21 protein-coding genes are annotated in these 26,187 nt (G+C 64.4%); 8 read left to right on the forward strand and 13 right to left on the reverse strand.

Features of this window, described 5'->3' with window-relative positions:
- The first annotated feature begins 21 nt into the window (after nucleotides 1–21).
- From V3314_RS21550 to V3314_RS21560, 3 genes are read left to right on the forward strand one after another with little or no spacing between them, the layout of a single operon-like run.
- The gene (locus V3314_RS21550; protein WP_338459623.1) at nucleotides 22–981 is read left to right on the forward strand and encodes a hypothetical protein; all 960 of its coding nucleotides are present in this window, start codon (nucleotides 22–24) and stop codon (nucleotides 979–981) included.
- Nucleotides 978–4,178 carry a T6SS effector BTH_I2691 family protein gene (locus V3314_RS21555; RefSeq protein ID WP_338459624.1) on the forward strand — a complete coding sequence of 1,067 codons (3,201 nt, stop codon included), beginning with the start codon at nucleotides 978–980 and terminating at the stop codon, nucleotides 4,176–4,178. Before V3314_RS21550 ends, V3314_RS21555 begins: the two co-directional genes overlap by 4 nt.
- Nucleotides 4,160–4,930, forward strand: coding sequence for a DUF6708 domain-containing protein (locus tag V3314_RS21560; RefSeq protein ID WP_338459625.1), 771 nt, complete (start codon nucleotides 4,160–4,162; stop codon nucleotides 4,928–4,930). Before V3314_RS21555 ends, V3314_RS21560 begins: the two co-directional genes overlap by 19 nt.
- 372 nt (nucleotides 4,931–5,302) lie before the next feature.
- Here V3314_RS21560 and V3314_RS21565 read toward each other — a convergent pair whose 3' ends face one another.
- From V3314_RS21565 to V3314_RS21625, 13 genes are all read right to left on the reverse strand, one after another.
- Nucleotides 5,303–5,998, reverse strand: a complete 696-nt coding sequence (locus V3314_RS21565) for a response regulator (RefSeq protein ID WP_046615122.1) — start codon at nucleotides 5,996–5,998, stop codon at nucleotides 5,303–5,305.
- Entirely contained in the window at nucleotides 5,995–8,649 is a 2,655-nt protein-coding gene (locus V3314_RS21570; RefSeq protein WP_085601288.1) for a sensor histidine kinase KdpD, read from the reverse strand. Before V3314_RS21570 ends, V3314_RS21565 begins: the two co-directional genes overlap by 4 nt.
- A 156-nt stretch (nucleotides 8,650–8,805) precedes the next feature.
- Nucleotides 8,806–9,357, reverse strand: a complete 552-nt coding sequence (kdpC, locus tag V3314_RS21575) for a potassium-transporting ATPase subunit KdpC (protein ID WP_046615120.1) — start codon at nucleotides 9,355–9,357, stop codon at nucleotides 8,806–8,808.
- A 10-nt stretch (nucleotides 9,358–9,367) separates the two neighbouring features.
- Nucleotides 9,368–11,422: a potassium-transporting ATPase subunit KdpB gene (gene kdpB / locus V3314_RS21580; RefSeq protein WP_046615119.1), complete on the reverse strand. Its 2,055-nt coding sequence runs from the start codon at nucleotides 11,420–11,422 to the stop codon at nucleotides 9,368–9,370.
- Between the two features lie 9 nt (nucleotides 11,423–11,431).
- Nucleotides 11,432–13,126, reverse strand: a complete 1,695-nt coding sequence (kdpA, locus tag V3314_RS21585; protein ID WP_046615118.1) for a potassium-transporting ATPase subunit KdpA — start codon at nucleotides 13,124–13,126, stop codon at nucleotides 11,432–11,434.
- Between the two features lie 9 nt (nucleotides 13,127–13,135).
- A complete protein-coding gene (kdpF, locus tag V3314_RS21590) occupies nucleotides 13,136–13,225 on the reverse strand; it encodes a K(+)-transporting ATPase subunit F (protein ID WP_003251485.1) in 90 nt (29 codons plus the stop codon).
- Nucleotides 13,226–13,464: 239 nt separating this feature from the next.
- Entirely contained in the window at nucleotides 13,465–14,517 is a 1,053-nt protein-coding gene (locus tag V3314_RS21595) for an AI-2E family transporter (RefSeq protein WP_046615117.1), read from the reverse strand.
- 12 nt (nucleotides 14,518–14,529) lie between these two features.
- Complete coding sequence (locus tag V3314_RS21600) at nucleotides 14,530–15,324, reverse strand: DUF4892 domain-containing protein (RefSeq protein WP_046615116.1); 795 nt, start codon at nucleotides 15,322–15,324, stop codon at nucleotides 14,530–14,532.
- A 109-nt stretch (nucleotides 15,325–15,433) separates the two neighbouring features.
- The gene (locus tag V3314_RS21605) at nucleotides 15,434–16,288 is read right to left on the reverse strand and encodes an alpha/beta hydrolase (RefSeq protein ID WP_046615115.1); all 855 of its coding nucleotides are present in this window, start codon (nucleotides 16,286–16,288) and stop codon (nucleotides 15,434–15,436) included.
- Entirely contained in the window at nucleotides 16,285–17,073 is a 789-nt protein-coding gene (locus tag V3314_RS21610; RefSeq protein WP_046615114.1) for an alpha/beta hydrolase, read from the reverse strand. Before V3314_RS21610 ends, V3314_RS21605 begins: the two co-directional genes overlap by 4 nt.
- A gap of 106 nt (nucleotides 17,074–17,179) precedes the next feature.
- Nucleotides 17,180–17,638, reverse strand: a complete 459-nt coding sequence (gene sixA, locus V3314_RS21615; RefSeq protein ID WP_046615113.1) for a phosphohistidine phosphatase SixA — start codon at nucleotides 17,636–17,638, stop codon at nucleotides 17,180–17,182.
- Entirely contained in the window at nucleotides 17,635–17,982 is a 348-nt protein-coding gene (locus V3314_RS21620; RefSeq protein WP_046615112.1) for a DUF4389 domain-containing protein, read from the reverse strand. The genes sixA and V3314_RS21620 overlap by 4 nt, the downstream gene beginning before the upstream one ends.
- Before the next feature lie 36 nt (nucleotides 17,983–18,018).
- The gene (locus tag V3314_RS21625) at nucleotides 18,019–19,044 is read right to left on the reverse strand and encodes an NAD(P)H-dependent glycerol-3-phosphate dehydrogenase (RefSeq protein ID WP_025339958.1); all 1,026 of its coding nucleotides are present in this window, start codon (nucleotides 19,042–19,044) and stop codon (nucleotides 18,019–18,021) included.
- A 221-nt stretch (nucleotides 19,045–19,265) separates the two neighbouring features.
- On the opposite strand from V3314_RS21625, the gene V3314_RS21630 reads away from it, so the two are divergent.
- The 5 genes from V3314_RS21630 (at nucleotide 19,266) to fabB (ending at nucleotide 26,186) form a co-directional block, all read left to right on the forward strand.
- Nucleotides 19,266–21,413: a TonB-dependent receptor gene (locus tag V3314_RS21630; protein ID WP_200900007.1), complete on the forward strand. Its 2,148-nt coding sequence runs from the start codon at nucleotides 19,266–19,268 to the stop codon at nucleotides 21,411–21,413.
- Nucleotides 21,413–22,303 carry an ABC transporter substrate-binding protein gene (locus V3314_RS21635; RefSeq protein WP_046615111.1) on the forward strand — a complete coding sequence of 297 codons (891 nt, stop codon included), beginning with the start codon at nucleotides 21,413–21,415 and terminating at the stop codon, nucleotides 22,301–22,303. Before V3314_RS21630 ends, V3314_RS21635 begins: the two co-directional genes overlap by 1 nt.
- On the forward strand, nucleotides 22,300–24,231 hold the full coding sequence (locus tag V3314_RS21640; RefSeq protein WP_046615110.1) for an ATP-binding protein: 1,932 nt from the start codon (nucleotides 22,300–22,302) through the stop codon (nucleotides 24,229–24,231). The genes V3314_RS21635 and V3314_RS21640 overlap by 4 nt, the downstream gene beginning before the upstream one ends.
- Before the next feature lie 207 nt (nucleotides 24,232–24,438).
- Nucleotides 24,439–24,954: a 3-hydroxyacyl-[acyl-carrier-protein] dehydratase FabA gene (gene fabA, locus V3314_RS21645; protein ID WP_003251509.1), complete on the forward strand. Its 516-nt coding sequence runs from the start codon at nucleotides 24,439–24,441 to the stop codon at nucleotides 24,952–24,954.
- 11 nt (nucleotides 24,955–24,965) lie between these two features.
- A complete protein-coding gene (fabB, locus tag V3314_RS21650) occupies nucleotides 24,966–26,186 on the forward strand; it encodes a beta-ketoacyl-ACP synthase I (RefSeq protein ID WP_016711636.1) in 1,221 nt (406 codons plus the stop codon).
- The last annotated feature ends 1 nt before the right edge of the window (nucleotide 26,187 follow it).

Raw genomic sequence — 26,187 nt, forward strand, 5'->3', positions numbered from 1 at the left:
CAAGAAGAAAAGGAACTTCTCATGTCGAGCCAGTCCGCACAGGGCTACGTGCAGTCGGTCGATCACTTCGCCACTCGGCAGCGCAAGCCACAAGAGGCCCTCTACCTTTTACTCGACCCATTCGCTGGTTGCCCCCCTGAGCACCCGCTAGGCATCGCTGCCCTCAGCGAAGCGCTGGGTAGTGATGCCGTAACGCGCGTCGACTGCAGCGGGCTGGTGCAGGATCCCGAGTGCTGGCCAGCTCTGGTGCGGCTTGCCAAACCCGGGGATGCACCCACAGCCCTTGCCCCATTAAGCGCGACCTGCGCCGCTCGTGAATCAGCGGCTACCTGGCACTACGTGTGTGGCTGGCTGATCAGCGATCAACCCGCCGCCCTCATCGCCCAGCACATCAGCCAGCAGTGTCAGGTGCTGCACGAACCAAAACCACACGGCATCACCGCCTGGTTCGAACCCGTGCGGATGGCGCTGTTGCGCGCGACTCTGAAAAACGCGGGCGAAGTCCTCGGGCCGGTTCGCAGCTGGTTACATCCCGATGGTTGTGGCAGTTGCGAGGTATTCGAGCGGAAACCCATGGCTGGCGAACTGGCCGTCCCCGAGGCCGTGAGGGCGACCCAGCATGTTGCACCACAGATCATTCAACTGCTCTGTGCCTGGCATCGCCTGAGTGCCGTGCAGCATCCCCATGCACTCTGGCACTTCGCAGGCACCTCAGGCTTGCCGGAAAACGCACCCACCCATGCCATGAACCTGATCCTCAAAGCCTTCAGGCAGGGCCTGCGCGACCGCGCCGATATCCAGTGCATGTGCCTGCACATGCTCATGATCCACCCACTGCTCCTTCAGCACCCGACCATCCAGCACGACGTGGAGAAGGCAGCTGCCGGCGAGCAACGCCTGGCGGACCGCTTCGCCAGCTACGACGACTGTACCTGGTCGCACATCGTCGCCGGCCTGCCGCAGGCAAGGAGTTACTCATGAGCATCAGCAAAGCCATCCACATCGCCATGCAGGAAGAGATCCCCAACACCTACGGCACCTGTAATGCCTGCGAACGCTCCGGCCTGCCGATTCTGCTGCTGCGCGAGGCCTACGCCCCGCGCCCGGATACAGGGCACCCCTATCGCCTGGCAGACGATAGCGAAATCATCTTTCACCCGATGCACACCGACCAGTTGCGCCTCCTGCGCCAGGGTTATGTCTACGTACTGCTCGACCAGGAAATCTGGCAGGCCTACGAGGTAGCGGCGGAAGGTACCTTGCAGCGCTTTCCGGTATCACAGATGCCCTTGGGGCCACCCAGGTCGTTACCCAAGGTATGCGCCACCGAAGGCCACGATGTGATCGCCTCGTTCATCAACATCGATACCCTGCTCTACCGCAAGGCCTGGATCGCCTTCGCCAACGACCCCTGGCCCCGTGCCGTACTCGACCGCTATCGGCAAGGCATCGTCGACAGTGACCCGGGCACCCTCGCCCGCTTCGTCGAGGTGGACCTGAACACCGCACGCAACGACCCTGCCAGCCTCGGCATCGCCATGACCGACAGCTTCCGCTTCGGCCTGGAACAGGTGCTGGAGTTCTCTACCTTTTCCTCTGCCAGGTTTACCAGCGCTCATGGCTTTTACAGCCGCCTGGGCCGCTGGCATGAAACCCGCACGCATGTACGCAATGTCATTCAGCAGGAACAACTGCCCAATGGGCTGCTGGCGCTGACGCTGCCCGACCCGGTCGGCATGGTCATGGAGCTCAACGCGCAACGCACTGGCTGGGTGCAGGCCCTGCAGGAATGGCGGGCGCAACCGCAGCGGCACTTCGAGTACTTCACCTCGCAAGCACTACTGGGCATCCGCGAACTGCACGCTGCCATGGCTGCCGCGCAGGGTACCGAGGACGCGCAGCGGCAAGCCCGGCAGGTCGAGCAGTGGAACGACAGCCCGATCGCGGCCAAGGCGTATCTGCCGCCAGTGGACATCGACGCGCAGACCGAACGCAACATCGCGCGCAAACAGCAGGACGCCCGCGAGCGGCTGGAAGAGCGTTACGACGAAAGCGCCCGCGCGGCGTTCCAGGCCGATTACGACCGCGAACTGAAAAACTGGCAGTCGATGATCGACCAGGTTGGCGATCTGTATGCGCGGCACTATGCCAAGCGGGCGTTTCAGCAGATCGGCTACTACGACTATGACGCGACCTCCCCTGTTTCGGTGGAGTACTTCATCCAGATGATGGCCGCCTGCCTGGCCGGCGGGCCCACTGAAACCTTGCCGCAGGAGGGTCAGCCGCTCGGGATTACCCAGCATATCTGGCAGCAGCTGCTGGAAGACGACCGCAGCCTGCTTTACCAGGCACTGCTGGCCAAGAACCAGAAGCTGATGCAGCAGGTGGCCAGCGCGCTGGCCGGGGATGACTTCGGCAAGGTGTACGACATCATCAAGGGCATCGCCGGCACCGCCGACGGGCAGCTGTTGATGATCAAGCCGATACAGGATGCCGTTGGCCAGTTGCTGGCCGCGACCAACAGCGCCGGGAATGCGCTCAGCCAGCACCTGAGTGAACGGACCAAGACCCTGATCGGCCATGTGCATCGCTCGGCGTTTGCCCTGTTTGCCGGGCAGCAGGTAACGCCGCTGCGGGTGTCGCTGACAGTGGACGAATACATGAGCCTGCTCAATGAAGCCCTGGAGGCGCGGACCGATGCGTTTCTGCAGCAGGTAGACAAGCAGTTCCGTGACCCACTGGGCCGCAAGGTGCGGGCCATGGTGCTGAGTGGCGCGATCAATATTGCGGCAGCGGGTAACCGTAGCCAGATGATCGAGGTGATGCTCTGGACGCTCGAAAGCGCCGAGAGTTTGCAGGCGCGGTTGGTGCAGTTGCACGAAGGTGCAGCCGGTGGCGTCGGGGCGCTGGTACGCAATGTTGCGATTGGTGCGGGTACGCTGCGTGCGCAGGTTACGAGTGGTTTGAAGATCAGTTCTACGGCCGCGCAAAGCCTGGCAAGCGATGCGATGCGCAGCCTGCGGGATGCTGCAGCGAGTAGCGGAAGCGTCGGGCTGCTATTTGCCTTGGGCAGCATGTGGTTCCATCAGGACAGCCTGGGAAAGAACTATCGAGCGTTGCAAGAGACACATCAGGACAACCCGGAGGCGCTTGCGGCGATCTGGTCTTCTTCCCTGGGTTTGTTGGGGGCGAGTGTGGAGGCGGCAGGACTGGCTGTTGCACTCATACGCCCGAAGATACCGTGGCCCGGAACAGTGACGACAACGTCTTTGGGAACCGGTATTGCTCGATACGGCGCCGGCATTGCGGGAATAGCTGGAATGATGGATGGGGCACAGTACCTGTTCGCCAGCCTGCGTACTCATAAGCGCGGAGATTTAACGTCCGCAGATGGATACAGGACTGCGGGCATAATGGCTGGCGCTTCCGCCATTGCAGGTGTACTTGGAGCTTTCGGACCCGCCACATTATTTGGCCCAATCGGTATAGCTATCATTCTAGGACTGGCCGCCTATGCAATAGCTTCCGAGGCAAAGCAAAACGAATCCTCTTCAACAGAGCTTTGGGCTCGTCAAAGCAGATGGGGATTATCTGAAGACAACCGTCTCTGGACCGAAGCGAAGCATCTTGACACTGCAATTGGTGCTTTGAATGCGGCAGCAATTGGCGTTCAAGCCGAGATTTCCATAAGGACTCAACTCACCAATCATACGAACATGCAGACTTCCGAACCAAAAGGGATGATAATCGGCAACGAGCCTGCAATACCCGCAGAATACACACTCAATTATTACTTCCTCTTGCCTAAATACGCCGAGGGTACATCTCGCCATGAGTGGCATTTAAGCATTCATCGTACTGGCGCTCAAAGAGAAATCATCACCGTATCGGGTGATAGTACTCCGACTAACCAATTGCAGATCAGCCTACCAAAGGGGAAGGGAGTCTTTGGCCATATTGACAACCCACAACCTTTGGTGCGTTTCAACAACAAGAACAATACGTTGACCATACAGGGAGCTCTGCCTTTACTGATAGATCATCACATCAACGCAATTGAACTTAGCCTGCGTTACTGGCCAGACAAGCAGGACGAACTTGGGCATGCCCATGTAACAATAACAGAAAACTACATGCACAGCTTGGAGCCCCTGACAAAATGGCCCGACCCTTATTAAATCCTGCCTGCCCGGGCTGGAAGGAAGACCTCCCCGACCCTTACACAGTCAACTCAATAGAAAAATATATGGGCAATCAAATACCTAACCATCAGTGCATGACTTACTTAGAGATTCCGCGACAAAGCGTATCCTCACGAGGGGTGATTTCAGCCTTTGCCTTCCTCTTGTGCATATTTTTTGCCTTTAGCCTTTACATGATGACACTTACGCTCGATCCCCGAAATTTTAAATCGCTGCTGCTCTCAATACCTGAAGTCTTCCTGGTTAGCTGGCTGGTTACTATAGGCCTTCGCATGGATATTTCTCCACCTCGCGACGAACCCATCAGGTTCAACCGTGCGCGCCAGAAAATCTACGCCTACAACTTCAAACGCCAATGGTGGAACCCCTTCGACAAAGGCAAGGTCGTGCCGGTCAGTTACGAATGGTCTCAAGTCCGCGCCGAGCGCTGGTCACAAACCGGCGCCCTGCCAAACGGTGGGGTCATTTTCAAATGGGGTGTCATGCTGTCCGTCGTCGCGCCGGGCACGAACAACGTCATCGACCGTTTTCACCTGAGTACGATGGGTGCCGACCAGCATGCCTGGGCCTACATCTGCACCTACATGCAGGAAGGCCCCTCAGCTCTGCCACCACCCGGGGAACCCAAGGATCACAACGATGTGCTCTGGTGTGAGTTCGCCCTGCGCCTTGCACCCCGAGTAGAGTGGCCAGCGGAAATGGATCTGGAGTCGAGAACCGCCCCCTGAGATACTGTCTTACACTGCTTGCTCTGGCACCATCGCCGGCATGCCAGCTCTCATAGAACTGCACATGACTCATTGAATTAGCAGGGACTCTGTGGGAGCGGCTTCAGCCGCGAACACCGGCGCAGCCGGTGCCATGCACGGCGTTGGATTCTTCGCGGCTAAAGCCGCTCCCACAGGGTACGCGGGCCGCTTGCGAATTCAGTTTTCTACGCGACAGCGCAGCCCAAAGGGCTGGGCAATTTCTCTTAGACTGCGCATGACTCATTGAATTAGCAGGGACCCTGTGGGAGCGGGCATGCCCGCGAACAACGGCGCAGCCGGTGCCATGCATCGCTCTGGATTCTTCGCGGGGCAAGCCAGCACCCACCGGGGTTACATGGTCGGCGCCACCAACCTGTACCCCACCCCTGGCTCGGTGATGATGAACCGCGGCGCCGTGGGGTCATCGCCCAGTTTCTGCCGTAGATGCCCGACCACGATCCGCAGGTAATGGGTGTCATCCACATGGGTAGGCCCCCAGATATCCTTGAGCAGCTGCTGCTGGGTAATCACTCGCCCCGGATGCCCGGCCAGTTGCGCCAGCAGCGCATACTCCTTGCGGGTCAGCGCCACTTCCACGCCATCCAGGGTCACCCGGCGGAAGGCGAAGTCCACCATCAGCGGCCCAAAGCTGGCCGCCACTTCCGAGCCACCCGTCTGGGGCACCTGGCGCAGCAAGGCGCGCACCCGCGCCAGAAACTCCTGGATGCCGAACGGCTTGGTCACATAGTCGTTGGCACCGCCATCCAGCGCATCGACCTTCTGCACTTCACTGGCACGCACCGACAACACCAGCACCGGCACCGCGCTCCATTCGCGCAGGTCACGCAGTACCTGCTGGCCGTCCATGTCCGGCAGGCCCAGGTCGAGCACCACCAAGTCCGGCTTGCCCAGGGCCGCCTGGGCCAGCCCTTCCGCGCCGGTGGCAGCCTCGAGCACCTTGTAGCCTTGCGAGGCCAGGCTGATGCGCAGGAACTTGCGGATCTGCGGTTCATCGTCGATGACCAGGAGGGTGGCGGACTGACTCATGGGGTTTCGCTTTCGGTTTCAGGTTGAGGAGGCAGCGGCAAGCATAAAGTGATGCTGGTGCCCTGGCCATCGATGCCTTCGCCCACCAGGATCTGTCCGCCATGGGCGCCGATCATGCCCTGGCAGATCGCCAAGCCCAGGCCGGTGCCCTGCCCGCCGCGGTCGCCGCGAGCGGCGGTATAGAACATGTCGAAGATCTTCTCGCGGTCTTCCACGGGAATGCCGGGGCCCTGGTCGCTGACGGCGAAGCACAACCGGGCGTCCTGCACCGACACCTGCAGCTCCAGCCGGCCATTGGCTGGCGAGAAGCGCGCGGCATTTTCCAGCACGTTGACCAGGGCTTGCTCGATCAACGCCGCATGCACGAACAGCAACGGCAGCTCGGCTGGCACGTCGGTGTGCAACCGCAGTGGCGCCAGCACCGCGCGCAAGCGGTTGAGCGCGCTGCCAACAATGTCGGCCGGGGCGACCCAGTCGCGGGCCAGTTTGAGGCCACCGTGACCAAGGCGCGTCATGTCGAGCAGGTTCTGGATGTAGCGGTCGAGGCGTTCGGCCTCGTTGCGGGTGCCCTCCAGCAGTTCGCGGCGGTCGGCGGTGGGGATCGCCTCGCCCAGCGCCAGCAGGCTGTCGATGCTGCCGCGCATGGCGGTCAGCGGGGTGCGCAAGTCATGGGAAACGGACGCAAGCAAGGCGCTGCGCAACTGCTCGGTTTCGCCATGCAGGCGCGCGGCCTCCAGCTGTTCGGCCAGCCGGGCGCGGGCCAGGGCCTGGGCCAGCGGCTGACCAAGGGCGGTGAGCAGGCGCCGGCGCGGGTCGCTGAGCGGCTGGCCGGAACGTGGGCGCACACCGAGCAATGCCAGGGGCTGTTCATCCACCGCCAGCGGCCACCACCACCAGCGGCCATTGGGCAGGGTGTCGCTGCCCTGACCGGCGGCCTGGCCATGCTGCCAGGCCCACTCTGCGGCGGCGCGCTCGTTATCGTTGAAGGCATGGGCTTCGCCGGTGGCCACTTGCAACTGACCTTCGACATTGCGCTCCAGCAGGCATACCTGCATGTCCTGCCAGCCGTTCAGGTGCTGGCCGGCGGCGTTGAACACCGCCTGGCGGTCGGTGGCCACGGTCAGCCGGCGCGACAGGTCGAGCAACTGGCTGGTCTGCGCCTGGGTTTCGCGCAGCGCCTGCAACTGCCGGCGCTGGCGCGCAGCCAGGTTGCCGGTGAGTGCAGCCATCAACAGAAAGAACACCAAGGTCAGCACGTCTTCTTCGCGCTGGATCCTGAACGACAGGTTGGGCGGGATGAACAGGAAGTCGTAGGTCAGGAACGACAGCACCGCGCAGGCCAGCGCAGGCCCCAGGCTGCTGCGCACCGCCACCAGCAACACCGCGGCCAGGAACACCAGCGAGATGTTGGGCAGGGCCAGCACACTCGACACCGCCCAGGCCAGGCCCGCGGCCATGAGCGTGGCCAGCAGCGCCAGCAGGTAATGGCGCCAGACCCACACCCGCCGCACCGCCGAACGTGGCGCTTGCGGCTGTGCGTCCCGGTCCAGCACGTTGATTTCCAGGCCGTGGCTTTCGCGCAGCAGCCGCGCGGCCACACCGGCACCGAACAGGCGTCGGCGCAGGCGGTCGCGGGACTGCCCGACCAGCACCAGGCTGGCCCGCCGTTCGGCGGCATGCTGGATCAGCGTGCGCACCACTTCACCGGCACGCAGCAGTACCACCTCCCCGCCCAGGCGTTCGGCCAGTTGCTGGGCAGCTTGCAGGCGCTGGCGTGCGGTTTCGTCGCGCAGGCGGCCGTTGTCCACATGCACCAGGCTCCAAGGCAGGTGGCGGCGTTGCGCCACGCGACTGGCATGGCGCACCAGCCGTTCGGCCTGGTCGTCGCCATCCACGCCCACCAGCAAGCGCCCACGCAGGGCCGGGGCCTCCTGGCCGCGTTGGCGATAGCCGTGGGCCAGGTCGGCATCCACCTGGGCAGCGGCGGTCTGCATGGCCAGTTCGCGCAGGGCGGTAAGGTTGGTTTGCGAGAAGAACGCATCGATGGCGGCCCGCGCCTGCTCGGGCACGTACACCTTGCCTTCGCGCAGGCGTTCGAGCAGCTCACGGGGTGGCAGGTCGATCAGCACCAGCTCGAAGGCTTCCTGCAGTACCCAGTCCGGCAGGGTTTCGCGCACTTGCACGCCGGTAATGTCGCGGACCTTGTCGTTGAGGCTTTCCAGGTGCTGGACGTTGACCGTGGTGTACACATCGATGCCGGCGGCCAGCAGTTCCTGCACGTCCTGCCAGCGTTTGGCGTGGCGGCTGCCGGGCGCATTGGTGTGGGCCAGTTCATCGACCAGCACCAGGGCCGGCGCGGCCTTGAGCAGGCCGTCGAGGTCCATTTCCTCGAGGGTGACGCCGCGGTACTGGCTGCGCAGCAGGGGTTGCTGCTGAAGGCCAGCGAGCAATACCTCGGTTTCGGCGCGGCCATGGGTTTCGACCACCCCGGCCAGCACCTGCACGCCTTGGCGTTGCTGGGCGTGGGCGGCCTGGAGCATGGCGAAGGTCTTGCCGACGCCGGGGGCGGCGCCAAGGAACACCTTCAGCCGGCCCCGGCCGGATCGCGGGAGGGTAGCCAACAGCGCGTCTGCGCGGGCGGAGTCACTCATCTTTCATCCTTTGCTATTTCCAGCAAGCAGCAAATTCAGGGACAAACACCGTACCTGCGGGAGCGGGTTCACCCGCGAATACGATGGTGGCGCCACTATCGCATTCGCAGGTGAACCCGCTCCCACAGGGTCCCTGCTAGCCCCCCAAGTCATCTATCAATGGCTGAGGTTTTCCAAGGCCTGGTTCAAGGCCAGCACATTGACCACCGGCGGGCCGATCAATGGGTGGAGGGTGGCCTCTTCCAGCAAGCCTTGCAAGCGCTCCACCGGCAACTGCCGTGCCGCCGCCACCCGCGGGATCTGATAGGCCACTGCCTCCGGCGGCAGGTGCGGGTCGAGGCCGCTGCCCGAAGTGGTGAGCAGCGCCTGGGGCACCGGCCCCTGCTGCGCCTGGTACAACGCAGCCGCATCGCCCTTGACCCGCTCGGCCAGTGCCGGATTGCTCGGCGACAGGTTGCTGGCGCTGCTGGCCACGGTGGCATAGGCGCCCGCCGATGGCCGCGCGTGGAACCAGCCATCGCCCTGGAAATCCTGGGCGATCAGAGCGGAGCCACGTACCTGGCCCTGGCCATCGCGCACCAGGCTGCCATTGGCCTGGCTGGGGAAAGCCACCTGGGCAATACCGGTCACCGCCAGCGGATACAGCGCACCGGTCACCAGGGTCATCAACAGGGCCAGGCTCAATGCCGGGCGTACATAAGCATTCATGGTGGCCTCCTCAGACCAGGTGCAGAGCATTGAGCAGCAGGTCGATCAGCTTGATCCCGGCAAACGGCACGACAATGCCGCCCAGCCCGTAGATCAGCAGGTTGCGCCGCAGCAGGTGCGCCGCACTGGCCGCCTGCACCCGCACGCCGCGCAGCGCCAGCGGGATCAAAACGATGATGATCAGCGCGTTGAACACAATGGCCGACAGAATCGCACTCTGCGGGCTGGCCAGGTGCATCAGGTTGAGCACGCCCAGCTGCGGGTAGATGGCGGCGAACAGCGCCGGCAGGATGGCGAAGTACTTGGCCACATCGTTGGCGATGGAGAAGGTGGTCAACGCGCCACGGGTCACCAGCAGCTCCTTGCCGACCTGCACCACATCCAGCAACTTGGTTGGGTCGCTGTCCAGGTCGACCATGTTGGCCGCCTCGCGCGCGGCCTGGGTGCCGTCGTTCATGGCCATGCCCACATCTGCCTGGGCCAGGGCCGGGGCGTCGTTGGCGCCGTCGCCGCACATGGCCACCAGGCGGCCGTCGTTCTGCTCCTGGCGGATGCGCGCCAGCTTCTTCTCTGGCGTGGCCTCGGCCAGCACGTCATCCACGCCGGCCTCGGCAGCGATGGCGGCGGCGGTCAGCGGGTTGTCGCCGGTCACCATCACCGTGCGGATGCCCAGCTTGCGCAGCTCGGCAAAGCGCTCGCGGATGCCGGGCTTGACCACATCCTTGAGGTGGATCACGCCGAGCAGGCGCTTGTCGATGCACACCAGCAATGGTGTGCCGCCGCTCTGAGCGATGCGCTCCACTTCGCGGGCCAGCGCCGGGGGCATTTCCAGGCGTTGCATGCCGACGAATGCCAGCACTGCGTCGACGGCGCCCTTGCGATAGCGGTGCTGCTGCAGGTCGATGCCCGACAGCCGCGTCTCGGCGCTGAACGCCACCGCATCGAATTGCCCGGCGGCCGGTTCGACGAAGTCATGCAACTGGCGCAGGTACTCGACGATCGACTTGCCCTCGGCGGTGTCGTCCGCCAGCGAGGCCAGCAAGGCGCCCTCCCCCAGCTCGCGGGCGGTGATGCCCGGCGCGGCGTGCAGGGCGCTGCAGCGGCGGTTGCCGAAGGTGATGGTGCCGGTCTTGTCGAGCATCAGCGTGTGCACGTCACCGGCCGCCTCCACCGCGCGGCCGGAGCGGGCGATGACATTCAGCCGCACCAGCCGGTCCATGCCGGCAATGCCGATGGCCGACAGCAGGCCACCGATGGTGGTGGGGATCAGCGTCACCAGCAATGCGGCGAGGAAGATCAGCGGCAGGCTGCCACCAACGAAGTGGGCGAACGGCTGCAGGGTCACCACCACGATCAGGAAGATCAGGGTCAGGCCGATCAGCAGTATGTCGAGGGCGATCTCGTTCGGGGTCTTCTGCCGCTTGGCGCCTTCGACCAGGGCAATCATGCGGTCGAGGGTGGATTCACCCGGGTTGCTGGTGATGCGGATCAACAACCAGTCGGAGACCAGCCGGGTATTACCGGTCACCGCCGATCGGTCGCCGCCGGACTCGCGGATCACCGGCGCGGACTCGCCAGTAATGGCGGCCTCGTTGACCGCAGCGATACCTTCAAGCACCTCGCCGTCACCGGGGATCATTTCACCGGCCACCACGCGCACCACATCGTCCTTGCGCAGCGCGCTGGCCGCGACGGTCTCGTAGCTGCCATCACGCTTGCGAAGCTGGGCGGTCAGGCCTTGGCTGCCGGCCCTGAGGCTGTCGGCGCGGGCCTTGCCACGGCCCTCGGCAAGGGCCTCTGCGAAGTTGGCGAACAGCACGGTGAACCACAGCCACAGGGCGATCTGCACGGCAACGCCGGTGCTCACGCCGCTACCGGGTGCGAAACACAGGACGGTGGTCAGTAGCGCAGTCAAGGCGACTACCAGCATCACCGGCGAGCGCTTGAGCTGGCGCGGGTCGAGCTTGACGAATGCCTGCACCAACGCCGGGCGCCACAACGCGGCGAAGCGGGTCTGGTCCTTGGCACTGTGCCGGGCTTGTACTTCAGGAATGGGCATGTTCATGGTCGGTCCTCAAAAACCCAGGCTCAAGTGTTCGGCGATCGGCCCAAGGGCCAGGGTCGGCAGGAAGGTCAGGCCACCTACCAGCAGGATGGTGACCAGCAGCAGGCCGGTGAACAGCGGGCCATGGGTGGGGAAGCTGTTCAGCCCCTGAGGCGCGCTTTTCTTCGCCGCCAGACAGCCAGCCAGCGCCAGCACCGGGAGGATGTAGCCGAAGCGGCCGACAAGCATGGCCAGGCCGATCATCAGGTTGTGGAACACCGTGTTGGCACCGAAGCCGGCAAAGGCCGAGCCGTTGTTGGCCGTGCCCGAGGTGTAGGCGTACAGCAGCTGGCTGAAACCATGCGCCCCCGGATTGCTCACTGCACCTGCCGGGCCTGGCAGGCTGGCCGCGATGGCGCCGAGCACCAGCACGCCGACCGGCATCACCAGCAGGGTCGCCACCAGCAACTGCACCTCGCGGGCCTGCAGTTTCTTGCCCAGGTATTCCGGGGTGCGGCCGATCATCAGCCCGGCCAGGAACACTGCGATAAGCACGAACAGTAACATCCCGTACAGCCCTGCCCCGACGCCGCCGAAGATCACTTCACCGACCATCATGTTGACCATCGCCACCATGCCGGTCAGTGGGTTGAGACTGTCGTGCATGGCATTGACCGAACCGTTGGAAGCAGAGGTGGTAGTCACTGTCCACAGCACCGAGCCGGTGGTGCCGAAGCGGCTTTCCTTGCCCTCCATGGGGGCGCTTTGCTGTACCTGCGCGCTCTCGAGGGCCGGGTTGGGCTGGTACTCGGACCACAACGCCGTGCTGCCGCCGATCAGGAACAGGGCAAGCATGCAGGCGAGGATGGCGCGGCTCTGCCGCAGGTCCTTCACGTAGTGACCAAAGGTGAACACCAGCGCCACCGGAATGAGAATGATCGAAGCCACCTCGAACAGGTTGCTCCAGGCCGTGGGGTTTTCGAACGGGTGCGCGGAGTTGACCCCGAAGAAGCCACCGCCGTTGGTACCCAGCTGCTTGATGGCGATCTGGCTGGCGGCCGGGCCCAGCGGGATGGTCTGCTCGGTGCCTTGCAGGGTGACCGCGTGGGCGTAGTCGGCCAAAGTTTGCGGTACGCCCTGCCATACCAGCAGCAACGCCAGCAGCAGGCACAGCGGCAGCAGGCCGTAGAGGGTGGCGCGGGTCATGTCGACCCAGAAGTTGCCCAGCGTCGTGGCGCTGCGCCGGGCGATGCCACGGCACAGGGCGACCAGCACCGCCAGGCCGGTGGCGGCGCTGACGAAATTCTGTACGGTCAGGCCTAGCATCTGGCTCAGGTAGCTGACCGACGCCTCACCGCTGTAGGCCTGCCAGTTGGTGTTGGTGACGAAGCTGACTGCGGTGTTGAACGCCAGCGACCATTCCTGGCCGGGCAGATGCTGCGGGTTGAACGGCAGGTAGCCCTGCAACAGCAGCACGGCGAACAGCAGCAGGAACCCGGCCAGGTTGAAGGCCAGCAGGGCCAGGGTGTACTGCTGCCAGTTCTGCTCCTGGCCGGCGCGCACGCCCGCCACCCGGTAGCAGGCTTGCTCGACCGGGCCCAGGATGGGAGACAGCCAGGTGCGTTGGCCTTCCATGACCTTGAAGTAGAACCGCCCAAGCCAGGGTGCCGGTAGCAGCACGATGGCGAAAAATGCCAACAGCAAGGCGAAATCGTAACTGTGCATGGCCGCTCCCTAGCTGCGATCGGCGCGCAACAGCGCCACCAGCAGATAAAACGCCAATGCCACTGCCAGCAGCAGTGACAGCCCGTCGAGCATGTTCATGTGTGGTTCTCCCCGTGGTGCGGCTTGGGCCGCTTTGGGGAAATTGTCCGAGCGAACGGCGTAAAGGGGCGAGATTGTGGGGTGGGGATGGGAATAAAGAAGGCGTAAAAATCGGGTATTGAGGCTGCCTGAACCGGCCTCTTAGCGGGTGAACCCGCTCCCACAGGGACCGCACCACTCTCCCGGGCTGCGGAGATCCTTGTGGGAGCGGGTTCACCCGCGAAGAGGCCAGTACAGATTTACTGCCGAGGCGGCTGCGGGACGGCGTTGCGGCTCCAGTCCAGCAGCAGGCTGTAACCGACCGCCAGCAAGGTCGGCCCGATGAACAGGCCAATGAAGCCAAAGGCAATCAAACCGCCGAACACACCCAGCAGCACGATAACTAACGGCAGGTTGCCGCCACGGCTGATCAGGTACGGCTTGAGCACGTTGTCCACGCCGCTGATGACGAACGTGCCCCAGACCCCCAGGAACACCGCCATGCCGTATTCGCCCTTCCATACCAGCCAGCCGGTGGCAGGGATCCAGGCCAGTGGCGGGCCCATGGGGATCAGGCTGAGCATGAAGGTCACCAGCCCCAGCACGATGGCCCCGGGCACGCCGGCGATCAGGAAGCCGATCAACGCCAGCACGCCCTGCGCGGCGGCCGTACCGATTACCCCGTTGACCACCCGCTGCACCGTACCGGCCACCAACTCCAGGTAATACTCGGCGCGGTCGCCCATCAGGCGGTGCAGCAAGCGCAGGACGAACGCCGACAAGCGCGGGCCGTCGCGGTAGAAGAAGAACACGAACACCAGGCTCAGGGTCAGCTCCAGCACGCCGCTGCCGATCTGCGCGCTGCGCGCCAGCAACCAGTTGCCCACCTGCCCCAGGTGCGGCTTGACCGAGGCCAGCAAGGCCGCGCCCTGCTGGTCCAGCGACTGCCACCAGCTGACCAGACGCTCGCCAACCAGCGGGACGCCACCCAGCCACGCCGGAGCATCGGGCAGGCCGTCCACCTGCACGTCACGCACGAACGCCGTCGCATCGCGAATGTGATCGGCCAGGTTGAACCCCAGCCACACCAGCGGCAGCGCCACGATCAGTATCCAGGCAGTGGTCAGAAGGCTGGCCGCCAGGGTTTCGCGCCCGCCCAGTGCACGCGTCAACAAACGCATCAACGGCCAGCTCGCAAAGGCCAGGATGGCCCCCCACAACAGCGCTGAAATGAAAGGTGCCATTACCCACAGACCGGCCCCCAGCAGCGCCAGCAGCAGAATCTGTACCAGCAAGCGGTCATTGTTAGCCATGGTGGTGCTCGTTCAACGGATCAGTTCAAGGTGCAGGCCATCGGTAGGCGCGCTACCGACTTCGAGGCGGCCACCGCGCACCCCTGCCTTGACCAAGGCCTCGCGCCAGGCTTCAGCCTGGGCGCCGCTCAGGCTGGCACGCAGGGTGCTGTCGAGGTTCAGGCTGCGGGCCAGCAGGTTCGCCCAGGCGTCTTGCGGCGCGGCCAGGTCAGGGTAGTCGAGCTTGCCCGTGTCGCGCATTTCGCGCAGCACCGTGGCGGCGGTCGGCAGCAGTTCGCCCAGCGGGCTGCCGGCGACGAACTCTTCCACGTGCAGGTAGGCGCGGCGGTTGCCGCGGGTGACGCTGTACAGCGCGACCAGGGTGTCGGCCTGCTCCGCCGAGCGGCGCAGCAGGATGAACGCCTGCTGCTCGTCGCCGCCGTTGAGGCGGGCATTGCCGAACACATCATTGGCCCACAGGCTGGCCTCGCCGCAATCGCGGCCCTGGCACCAGAACAGCGGGTAGCCCCCGTCGCGCTGTAGTGCTTCGCGAGCGCTGGTGAAGGCTTCGCGGGCGGTACGCTCGACCGGCAGTTCGTAGGTTACCGAGCTGACCTGGCCACGACTTTCGACCTTGTCCTCGACCCGCAGGCGGCCGCTGATCTTGCGCAGCGGGCCCATGGGGTAGACACGCTCCTGCTCCACGGCCGGGCGCTGGTCGACCACCTTGGCGTCCACCGGTACCGGCAGGCTGCCGGCCCACAAAACGGGGCTGGCGAGCATCAGGCAGGCAGCGAAGGCATTACGGATGGCAACAGGCGCGCTCATTGGCGAACCAGGCGGCGCTCAGCGCCGAGGTGAAGCTCCAGGATGTCTGGCAGTTGCATGGTTGTCTCCCTGTTCAACCCGCCAAGCCTCGACACTTGTCCGGTGCAAGTCAAGCAAAGCCAAAGAAGCGATTGAAACAGTCTGCGACAAGGGCCGCGCCCTGCTCATCGTTCAGGTGCAGGTGATGGCCACCGGGCAGTGTCACCTGCTCAAAGGGTAGCTGCTCCAGCAACCCGGTGTGGCGCGCCAGCATGCCGTCGGCGGCCACCACCAGGCGCGCCGGGCAATTCACCCGGCGCACATAGGCCATGGCCTGGGCCTCGCTCAGGCGCACTGGCGAAGGCAGGGTCAGGCGGCTATCGCTGCGCCAGCTGTAACCGCCGGGCACCGGCATCAGGCCGCGCTGGGCCAGCAGCTCGGCCGCCTCGCGGCTGACCGCGACCATGCCTTTCATGCGTGCCTGCACGCCCTGCTCCAGGGTCGTGTACACCGACTTGCGCTTGCCATCCAGGCGTAACTGGGCCTGCAGTGCCATGCCCAGCCGCTCACCGGCATCCTGCTCGGCGCCGGTCGGCGGGATGACCCCGTCGATCAGGGCCAGATGGCTGACCCGCTCCGGCAACGCGCCAGCCAGTTGCACCGAAATGATTGCCCCCAGCGAATGGCCCAGCAGGGCGAAACGTTGCCAACCCAGCTGCTCGGCCACCCGCAGCACATCATGGGCGTAGTCGGCCAGGGCATAGCCGGCGCCAAGCGGCCGGTGCTCGGAGTAACCATGCCCGGCCAGGTCCAGGGCGACGATGCGCAAGCCTTTCAGCTGCGGCGCCAGGCGGGCGAAGCTGTTGGCGTTGTCCAGCCAGCCATGCAGGGCGATTACCGGCAGTCCGTCATCAGGGCCGAACAGGTGCGCCGCCAGTTCGATATGGCCCAGACTCAGGCGGACTTCCTCGACCTGCGCGCTCATGCCTGGCTCCAGCGGTCGAACAGGCCCTTGATCAGGCTGGCGGTGTCGGTTGGCCGCTCCAGCGGGAACATGTGCCCACCCGGCACGCTGTGAAACTCGCCCCTGGGCATGCCGCGCACGGCCAGGGTGTGGTGGCGGCGAATGACGTTGCTGCGCTCGCCGCGGACCATGGCCAGCGGCACCTGCAATTGCCGCGCGGGCGCTGGGCTGGTATGCGGGATGCTGCGGTAGATGCTGATTTCCGTGGCTGGGTCGAAGCGCAACTGCAGCCCCTGCTCCATCGCCTGCAGGCCGTGCTCTATGTAGGCATCGAGGCAATCGGGGTCGAAATGGCGGAACAGTGACTTGCCGGCGAAATAGTCCCGGGCACTGTCGCGGTCATTGAAGGTTTCGCGGCGCCCCAGGGTGCGGCCAGCCGGGGTGATACGGTCGATGAAGCCGAAGCGCTTGGCGGTACGCAGCAGCCATTGGTCTGCGCGGGTGAGCACCGGCGAATCGAGCATCACCACGCCGCGGTAGTACTCAGGGCGGCGCAAGGCTGCGTGCAGGTGCAACACCCCGCCCAGCGAATGGCCGACGCCCCACACCGGCTGGTCTTGCCGAGCCAGGTGGTGCAGCAGTTCATCGACCAGGCTCTGCCAGTTGTCGTCCACCGGAAAGCGCGGATCGTGCCCGTGCTGGGCCAGGTGCTGCACCTGGTAGTCCGGTGCCAGAGCGGCGAACAGCTTGCCGTAGGTGGCCGAGGGGAAACCGTTGGCATGGGCGAAGAAGATCTGCTGCGACATGGCGCCGGGTCCGGGTGGGGGATGATGGCCCATTGTCGGTATCGCGGGGCAGTTCGGCAACGTCCGGATAGGTCATCGGCGAGGGCTATCAGGTCAGGCTGAGAGCTCAGGCCGGCGATTTGATCGCCCGGAGGTTCATCAGCCCAGCCAGCGGCCAGTCCCCTTCCAGCTCCGCCAGGCTTGCAGTGCTCATGCCTGCCGGCTGCTGCTGGTGGCCATGCTGCAACACCCCCACCAGGGTACCCACCAAAGGCTGGTGGCTGACCAGCAGCACATGCTCCAGGCCTAGGCGCTCGATTTCGCCGATGACCTGCTGCACATCACTGTCGGGCGTCAGCCAGGGCACGGTGCGCACCGGCTCGGCGAAACCCAGGGTGTCGTGCACCAGGGCGGCCGTTTGCTGGGCGCGTACGTAAGGGCTGGCGATGATCGCCTGCAGCGGCTGACCCAGCAGGCGGGCGGCGCTGTGCAGCACCTGCTCGCGACCATGGGCGGTCAGCCGGCGCTCGGCATCGCTGTTGGCCCGCGGCTCCGCTTCACCGTGGCGCAGTACCCACAGCTTCACAGCTTGGGCTCCTCGTCACGCACCGGGTGCGGGGCCGGGGTCACGGCGTGCGGTGCCTCGCCTTCCGGGGCTCGCGGTGCCGGCCAGTCGGCGAACGGCCAGGGCTTCTGGTCGCTGTGGAAGCTGCCGAAGCGGCCGATCTGCGCCAGATACTGGCTCAGGCTGTCACCGAAGTTCATCAGGCTGGCGCTGGGGGCGCCGTACACCAGGCGGTAGATCAGTTGTACCAGCACCAGGCCACCGAGCAGCAGCTCGGCCAGCTGCCAGACCACCAGGAACACCACCATCCACAGGACCCGCAGGATGATCGACTCGCGCTGGGCGCGTTCGGGCGTATCGTTCATGTGTTGCTCCTTGCTGTTGTCAGAGCCGCTGAAGGCTCAGTTGAAACCGCTGATGGAAATGAAATCGACATCGGTCTTGGGCTCGGCACGCATCAGGTGCTCGATCACCTGGTTCAGCGTGCGGCCTTCGAACAGGATGGCATGCAGGCCTGCCACCAGCGGCATGTAGACCTGCACTTCCTGCGCCTTGGCCTTGAGCACCTTGAGGGTGTTGACGCCTTCGGCCACTTCACCCAGGCGGTTGACCGCCTGCTCCAGGCTCAGGCCCTGGCCAAGCGCGTGACCGACCTGGTAGTTGCGACTCTTGGGCGAGGAGCAAGTGACGATCAGGTCACCGACACCGGCCAGGCCGAGGAAAGTCATGGGATTGGCACCCTGGCTGACGGCGAAGCGGGTCATCTCGGCCAGGGCGCGGGTAATCAGCATGCTCTTGGTGTTTTCGCCCATGCCCAATGCCACCGCCATGCCGGCGATGATGGCGTAGACGTTCTTCAGCGCCCCGCCCAGCTCGACGCCAAAGCGGTCGGCACTGGCGTAGACGCGGAAGGTGCGCCCATGCAGCACGGCCTGCACCTGCTGGCAGAGTTTTTCGTCCTCGCTGGCAACCACCGTTGCGGTCAGCGCATGTTCGGCGATTTCACGAGCCAGGTTGGGGCCGGACAGCACGCCGATGCGCGCCTCGGGGGCGATTTCCTCGAGGATCTGGCTCATCAGCTTGAAGCTTTGCGCTTCGATGCCCTTGGTCAGGCTGACCAGGCCTTTGCCGCGCAGCAGCTCGGCATGCGGGGCCAGCACGCTGCGCAAGGCGCTCGATGGCAAAGCGACGAAAATCAGCTCGCTGGCTTGCAGGGTGGCCAGCAGGTCGCTGACCGGCTCGACGCCGTCGTGCAGGCGGATGCCCTTGAGGTAGCGCGGATTCTCGCGATTGACGCGCATGGCCTCGGCCTGTTCCGGGTCGCGCATCCATTGGCGGACCGGCACACCGTTTTCTGCCAGCAGGTTCGCCACGGCGGTGCCGAAGCTGCCGCCTCCCAGAACTGCAACAGGTTGCTGTTCAGTCATATCCAATCCGTTAAAGCCAAAAATTAAGTGGCGACCCGGCCATTATACGGCTCGCCTGCGACAGAACCAGTGTCAGTACTGGCCTCTTCGCGGGTAAACCCGCTCCCACAGGTACAACGAAGCCTTCAGCAGCGGTGCGCTCTGTGTGGGAGCGGGTTTACCCGCGAAAGGGCCATCACAGGCAATGCAGATCACTGGCAAATACGCCAAGGTCAGTTACCATGCCTGTTTCAATCCTGATACAAGGCCGCTTTGTGTTCCCTGGCACGCCCCCGTACCCGCGCCTGCTCATACTGACTGCCCTGCTCGGTGGCCCGGCCGTGGCCGATGACCTGTTCATCGACAACACGGACCTGCCGCAGGTTCTGACCGCCACGCGCCTGAAACAATCCCCTGCCGCGGTCCCGGGCAGCATGACCGTGCTCGACAGCGAGCTGATCCGCGCCAGCGGTGCCCGCGACATCCCCGAGCTGCTGCGCCTGGTGCCGGGCATGATGGTGGGCTACAACGCCGGCAACCAACCCACGGTCAACTACCACGGCAGCAACGTCAACGATGCCCGACGCATGCAGGTGCTGATCGATGGCCGTTCGGTGTACCGCGCCGGCCTGGCCACGGTGGACTGGAGCGACATTCCGCTGGCAATGGAGGATATCGAGCGCATCGAGGTGTTCCGCGGCCCCAACACGGTCAGCTACGGCGCCAACGCGCTGATGGCAGTGGTCAACATTCTTACCCGCAACCCCGCCGACAGCCATGGCACGCGGCTGAAGATGACCCGCGGCCAGGACGGCATCAACGATTTCTACGCCAGCCATGGCTTCGGCTGGGAGGGTGGCGACATGCGCCTGTCGCTGTCTGGCCAGCAGGACGATGGCTTCGACGAGAACCAGTTCGGCCAGGACTACCGCGACAGCCGTCGGCTGACCCGCTTCAATATCAACGCCAGCCATAGCCTGGCGCACGACCAGACCCTGGAATGGCAACTGGCGGCGAAGGAAGGCAGCAACCAGCGGCCTTATACCTACCAGCCGGTGTTCGCCAAATACGAAGCCGGTAACAACGCTGACGTCAATGCCAAGGACTACGCCGGCTCATTGCGCTGGACCAAGGACTTCAGTTCCGAGCACAGCCTGTATATCCAGGGTTCTGCCCAGCATTTCGACCGCCAGCAGGTGTGGCGCGCCTGTGACGCCTTGCAGTCGTTCAGCCCGGAATTGACCCAGCTCTGGCAGATGAACCCTGACTTCGCCGAAAAGGTGGCGCGTGGCATTGCTACCGGCGCGCCACTTTCGACCAACGATCCCGTCATGAAAGGGCTTCTGGAGAAGGTCCAGCAGCAATGGGCGAACGGTGGCAAGCAGCAGGTCTGCGGCGACGTCGACCAGAGCACCCGCGAAACCCGCTACGACCTGGAAATCCAGGATACCCTGAGCCTGACAGACAGCCTGCGCCTGCTCAGCGGCATGAACTACCGCTATGATCGTGCCGACTCGCAAACCTACTTCAATGGCAGCATCGACGACCAGACCTGGCGCCTGTTCGGCCAACTGGAATGGCGCGCCGACGAGCACTGGATCCTGCAGGGCGGTGCCATGTTCGAGGACTCGCGCCTGTCCGGCAACTCGCTGACCCCGCGCGTGGCAGTCAACTACCTGATCACCCCGCGCCATGGCCTGCGTGCGGTGTACTCCGAGGCGGTGCGCTCGCCAGACATGTTCGAGAACAACGTCAACTGGAGCTACACGGTCAAGAACCTGACCCCCAACGCTTTCGGCCTGCAGAACGGCGAATACTTCGTCAAGACCCGCGGCCCGGGCGACCTCGACCAGGAACGCATGCGCTCGCGCGAGCTGGGCTACAACGGCTACTTCAGCGACATCGACCTGAACATGGATGTGAAGCTGTTCTACGACGAGATCACTGGAATGATCAGCGAGCCCCTGAAGAACAACCAGTACATCGCCAGCAACGCCAACAAGGCCCGTTTCAGCGGCAGCGAGGCGCAACTGGACTGGCGCCCGACCCTGCGCGACCGCCTGCGCCTTACCTACGCCTACGTGGATGCCTGGGCCAGCAACCCCGCCGACCGACGCCTCAGCGCGCGCAACAGCGGCTCGGCCGGATGGATGCGCGAATGGGGTGACGGTTGGTCCAGCGCGCTGTTCTATTACGGTGACGATGCGCTCAACCAGTACCGTTACGAGCGCCTGGACCTGCGCCTGGCCAAGCGTTTCCGGGTGCATGGCAGCAACCTGGAACTGGCCGCGCTGTGGCAACAGCGCCTGGACGACGAGCCGACCACGGCAATCCAGAATCGCTACGACAGCCGCCACCGCCTGAGCGTCAGCGCGGAGCTGGAGTTCTGATGGCCCTGCTGCTGCGCCTGTTGCTGTTGTGCCTGTGGCCAATGGGGCCGCTGTCCGCCAGCGAAATCGTGTTGGTAGGCGCGGAAGACCAGCCCGGCATTCGCAGTTTCGTCGCTGCGCTGGAAAACCGCAGGCCGCACGATCACGTGCATTTCCAGACTACCGCCGACCTGCCACGCCCGGGCAAGCTCAAGGCTGACCAGCGCCTGATCTTGCTGGACAACGCCGCACTGGAATGGCGCCTTGGGGAAAATGCCGGCCCGCCGGCCCTGGCCATGAGGGTCAGCCGGGTACAGGCTGAACAGCGCCTGGGAAAGTCGCGGCCCGCGTTCCTCACGCTGCTGTGGAGCGACCCGCCGCTGGGCCGGCAGTTGCGCCTGGCGCGCTACCTGCTGCCGCAGGCCCGGCGCATTGGTGTGCTGTACGGTGAGCACAGCAGCTTTCTGCTCGAAGAGCTGCGCCATGCCGCCCGCCCGCTGGGCCTGGAGATTATCGCCCAGGACTGGCCCGACCCTCGCGACAGCCGCCCTCTGCAACATTTATTGGCCAACAGTGACGTTCTGCTGGGCCTGGACGACGCCGACCTGTTCAACTCCAAGACTGCGAAGAACCTGCTGTTGAGCAGCTACGGCCGTCAGATGGCGCTTATCGGCCCGAACGCCGGGTTCGTCCGCGCCGGCGCCCTGGCCAGCACCTTCAGTGACCAGGACGACTGGCTGGCGGTGCTCGACCAGTTGCTCGACCAGCCACCGGCGCGCTGGCCACGCAGCCTGTACCCGGTGCGCTTCGGCGTCAGCGGCAACCAGCAGGTGGCGCGCGCCCTGGGCCTTGAACCGATCGATCCGAACGCCGCCGCCAAGGCCCTGGCCGAAGGAGAACCCACCCCATGAGCAAACGCCTGAGCTGGGACATCCACACCCGCACCCAGATCATCAGCCTCGGCCCTGCCCTGCTGCTGACGTTGCTGCTGATCAGCTTTTTCACCTTCGTGCGTATCCAGGACCTGCGCCAGGAACTGAACCACACCGGGCAACTGATCGCCAACCAGCTGGCGCCAGCCTCGGAATACGGGGTGATCTCGGGCAACAACGAAGTGCTCGAGGGCCTGATGCGCGCCACGCTCAGCATTCCCCACGTGCGCTTCCTCGAGGTGCAGGACAGCCGCAACCACATCCTTGTCTATGTGGAGCAGTCCGACGAAAGCGCCAACCGCGCGCAGCGCGTCGAAGTGTTTCAGGCGCCCATCCGCCTGCAGCAGATCCGCCTGGACAGCGACTTCCTGCAACAGGGCAAAGCCACCACCCCGGCCATCGGCGACGATTACCTGGGCCGGGTCATCGTCGGCATGTCCGATGACGCCTTCAGCCAGCGCCAGCAGGAAATCGTGATCAAGGCCGGCATCCTCGCACTGTTCGCCCTGCTGTTCACCTTCCTGCTGGCGCGCCGCCTGGCCCTGAGCCTGGCCAAGCCGATCAGCGACATGGGCCATGCGGTCAAGGCCATCCAGCAGGGCGAGTACCACACCCTGTTGCCGGTGGTCGATGACAGCGAACTGGGCCACCTGGCGCGCCACATCAATAACCTGGCCCACGCCCTGGAGCAGGCCAGCAATGAACAGAAGCAGGCCATTGCCGAGCTGATCCAGGCCCGCGAGGAGGCCGAACAGGCCAACCGCGCCAAATCGGACTTCCTGGCGATGATGAGCCACGAGCTGCGCACGCCGATGAATGGCGTGCTGGGCATGCTGCAGTTGCTGGAAACCACCCAGCTGAACAGCGAACAGGCCGAGTACACCGCAGTGGCCAGCGAGTCCACAGGGCACCTGCTCAAGGTCATCAACGACATCCTCGACTTCTCGCGCATCGAACGCGCCGCGCTGCAGCTGGAACACATCGACTTCAACCTGGGCGAGCTGATCACCAGCAGCGTCCAGTCATTCCAGCACAGTGCCCAGCAGCGCGGCCTTGCCCTGCACCTGCAACTGCCAGCGGGTATCGAGCAGTTGCAGGTGAACGGCGACCCCACGCGCATCCGCCAGATCCTGCTCAACCTGATTGGCAACGCGCTGAAATTCACCGAACGCGGCCAGGTACAGGTCGAGGCGCGCTGGCAAGTGCTCGACCGGCAACTGATCTGGCTGACCTGCAGTGTGCGTGACACCGGTATCGGCATCGACAACGAGCGCCTGGAAATGATGTTCGTCGCCTTCCAGCAGGCCGACAGCTCGATTTCCCGCCGCTATGGCGGCACCGGGCTGGGGCTGTCGATTGCTCGCACCCTGGCCGAACGCATGGGCGGCAAGCTGCGCGGCGAAAGCCGTGAAGGCCTGGGCTCCACCTTTACCCTGGAGATGCCTCTGGCTCTGGCCAGCCCTGCCCCGGTCTCGCTGACGCTGCCGAGCGCTGCGCCGCCGGCGGTGGCCGACAATGATCAGGTACTGCTGGTAGAGGACAACCCGGTCAACCAAAGTGTCATCGAGGCCATGCTGCGTAGCCTGGGGCTGGCGGTATGCACGGCCGAGGACGGCCTGGAGGCGGTCGAACGGGTCAGCCGGCAGCGTTTTGCCGCCGTGCTGATGGACTGCCGCCTGCCGCTCCTGGACGGCTATGAAGCCACTCGGCGTATCCGCCAGCTGCCCAACGGCGCCAGGCTACCGATCATCGCGCTGACCGCCAACGCCTTGCAGGGCGACCGCGAGCGTTGCATGGCGGCCGGCATGGACGACTACCTGAGCAAACCCTTGCGCCGCACCGAACTGCAGCGGGTGCTGCAGCGCTGGCTACCCGGTCAGACAACCGCGACTGGCGATAAATGCTAAAGTGCGGCAGTCTTAAACACTGGACAGGACCTTCATCGGACCTGAAAATAGACGTTTCAGTGCACACCTGTACTTCTTTCGCCGGGTGCACTGTGACTTTCACCACAACGCAATAGTCTACCTGTAGGCTGCCGCCTCGGACGCGATGCGTATCGGGCCGGCCGGGAAGATTCATCCCCTGCCGCAGGGGGTTATTGAGGAGCTCGCATGACCAAACAACACGCCTTTACTCGGGAAGACCTGCTGCGCTGCAGTCGCGGTGAGCTGTTCGGCCCAGGTAATGCGCAACTGCCCGCGCCGAACATGCTGATGGTCGATCGCATCACCCATATCAGCGAAGAAGGCGGCAAGTACGGCAAAGGTGAATTGGTCGCCGAGCTGGATATCAATCCGGACCTGTGGTTCTTCGCCTGCCACTTCGAAGGCGACCCGGTAATGCCGGGCTGCCTGGGCCTCGACGCCATGTGGCAGCTGGTAGGTTTCTTCCTCGGCTGGCAGGGCCTGCCAGGCCGCGGCCGCGCCCTGGGTTCGGGCGAGGTGAAGTTCTTTGGCCAGGTACTGCCGGAAGCCAAGAAAGTCACTTACAACATTCATATCAAGCGCGTCCTGAAGGGCAAGCTGAACATGGCCATCGCCGATGGCTCGGTCAGCGTCGACGGCCGCGAGATCTACACTGCCGAAGGCCTGCGGGTCGGCGTGTTCACCTCCACTGACAATTTCTAAGGGTTATTCGCATGCGCCGCGTCGTTATCACTGGTCTGGGCATCGTATCGTGCCTGGGCAATGACAAAGCTACCGTCACCGAAAACCTGCGCAACAGCCGTCCGGGTATCCGTTACAACCCGGAATACAAGGAAATGGGGCTGCGTAGCCAGGTTTCCGGGTCCATCGACCTCAACCTCGAAGAACTGATCGACCGCAAGGTCTACCGCTTCGTCGGCCACGCTGCTGCCTACGCCTACCTGGCGATGCAGGATGCGATCAAGGACGCCGGCCTGACCGAAGAGCAGGTTTCCAACCCGCGTACCGGCCTGGTGGCTGGCTCTGGCGGCGCCTCGACCCTGAACCAGATGGAAGCGCTGGACACCCTGCGCGAGAAAGGCGTCAAGCGCGTCGGCCCGTACCGCGTTACCCGCACCATGGGCAGCACCGTTTCGGCATGCCTGGCCACCCCGTTCAAGATCAAGGGCATCAACTACTCGATCTCGTCGGCCTGTGCCACTTCGGCACACTGCATCGGCACCGCCCTGGAGCAGATCCAGTGGGGCAAGCAGGACATCGTCTTCGCCGGTGGCGGTGAAGAAGAGCACTGGAGCCAGTCGTTCCTGTTCGATGCCATGGGCGCCCTGTCGACCAAGCGCAACGAAACCCCGGAACTGGCCTCGCGCGCCTACGATGCCGACCGTGATGGCTTCGTCATCGCTGGCGGCGGCGGCATGGTGGTGGTCGAGGAGCTGGAACACGCCCTGGCCCGTGGCGCCAAGATCTACGCGGAAATCGTCGGCTACGGCGCCACTTCCGACGGCTACGACATGGTTGCGCCAAGCGGCGAAGGTGCCATCCGCTGCATGCAGCAGGCGCTGTCGACCGTCGACACCCCGATCGACTACCTGAACACCCACGGCACCTCGACCCCGGTCGGTGATGTTGCCGAGATCAAGGGCGTTCGCGCCGTGTTCGGCGACAAGGCACCGAAGATCAGCTCGACCAAGAGCCTGTCGGGCCACTCGCTGGGCGCTGCCGGCGTACACGAGGCGATCTACTGCCTGCTGATGATGGAAAACAACTTCATCGCCGGCTCCGCCAACATCGATGAGCTGGACCCGGAGGTCGCCGACCTGCCGATCCTGCGCAAGACCGAAGAAAACGCCAAGATCGACACGGTCATGAGCAACAGCTTCGGCTTCGGCGGCACCAACGCCACCCTGGTGCTCAAGCGCTGGGAAGGCAAGTAAG

Origin of the sequence: Pseudomonas sp. TE3-3-F2023 (assembly GCF_036784815.1) — a bacterium.
GTDB classification, from domain to species: Bacteria; Pseudomonadota; Gammaproteobacteria; order Pseudomonadales; family Pseudomonadaceae; genus Aquipseudomonas; species Aquipseudomonas pudica.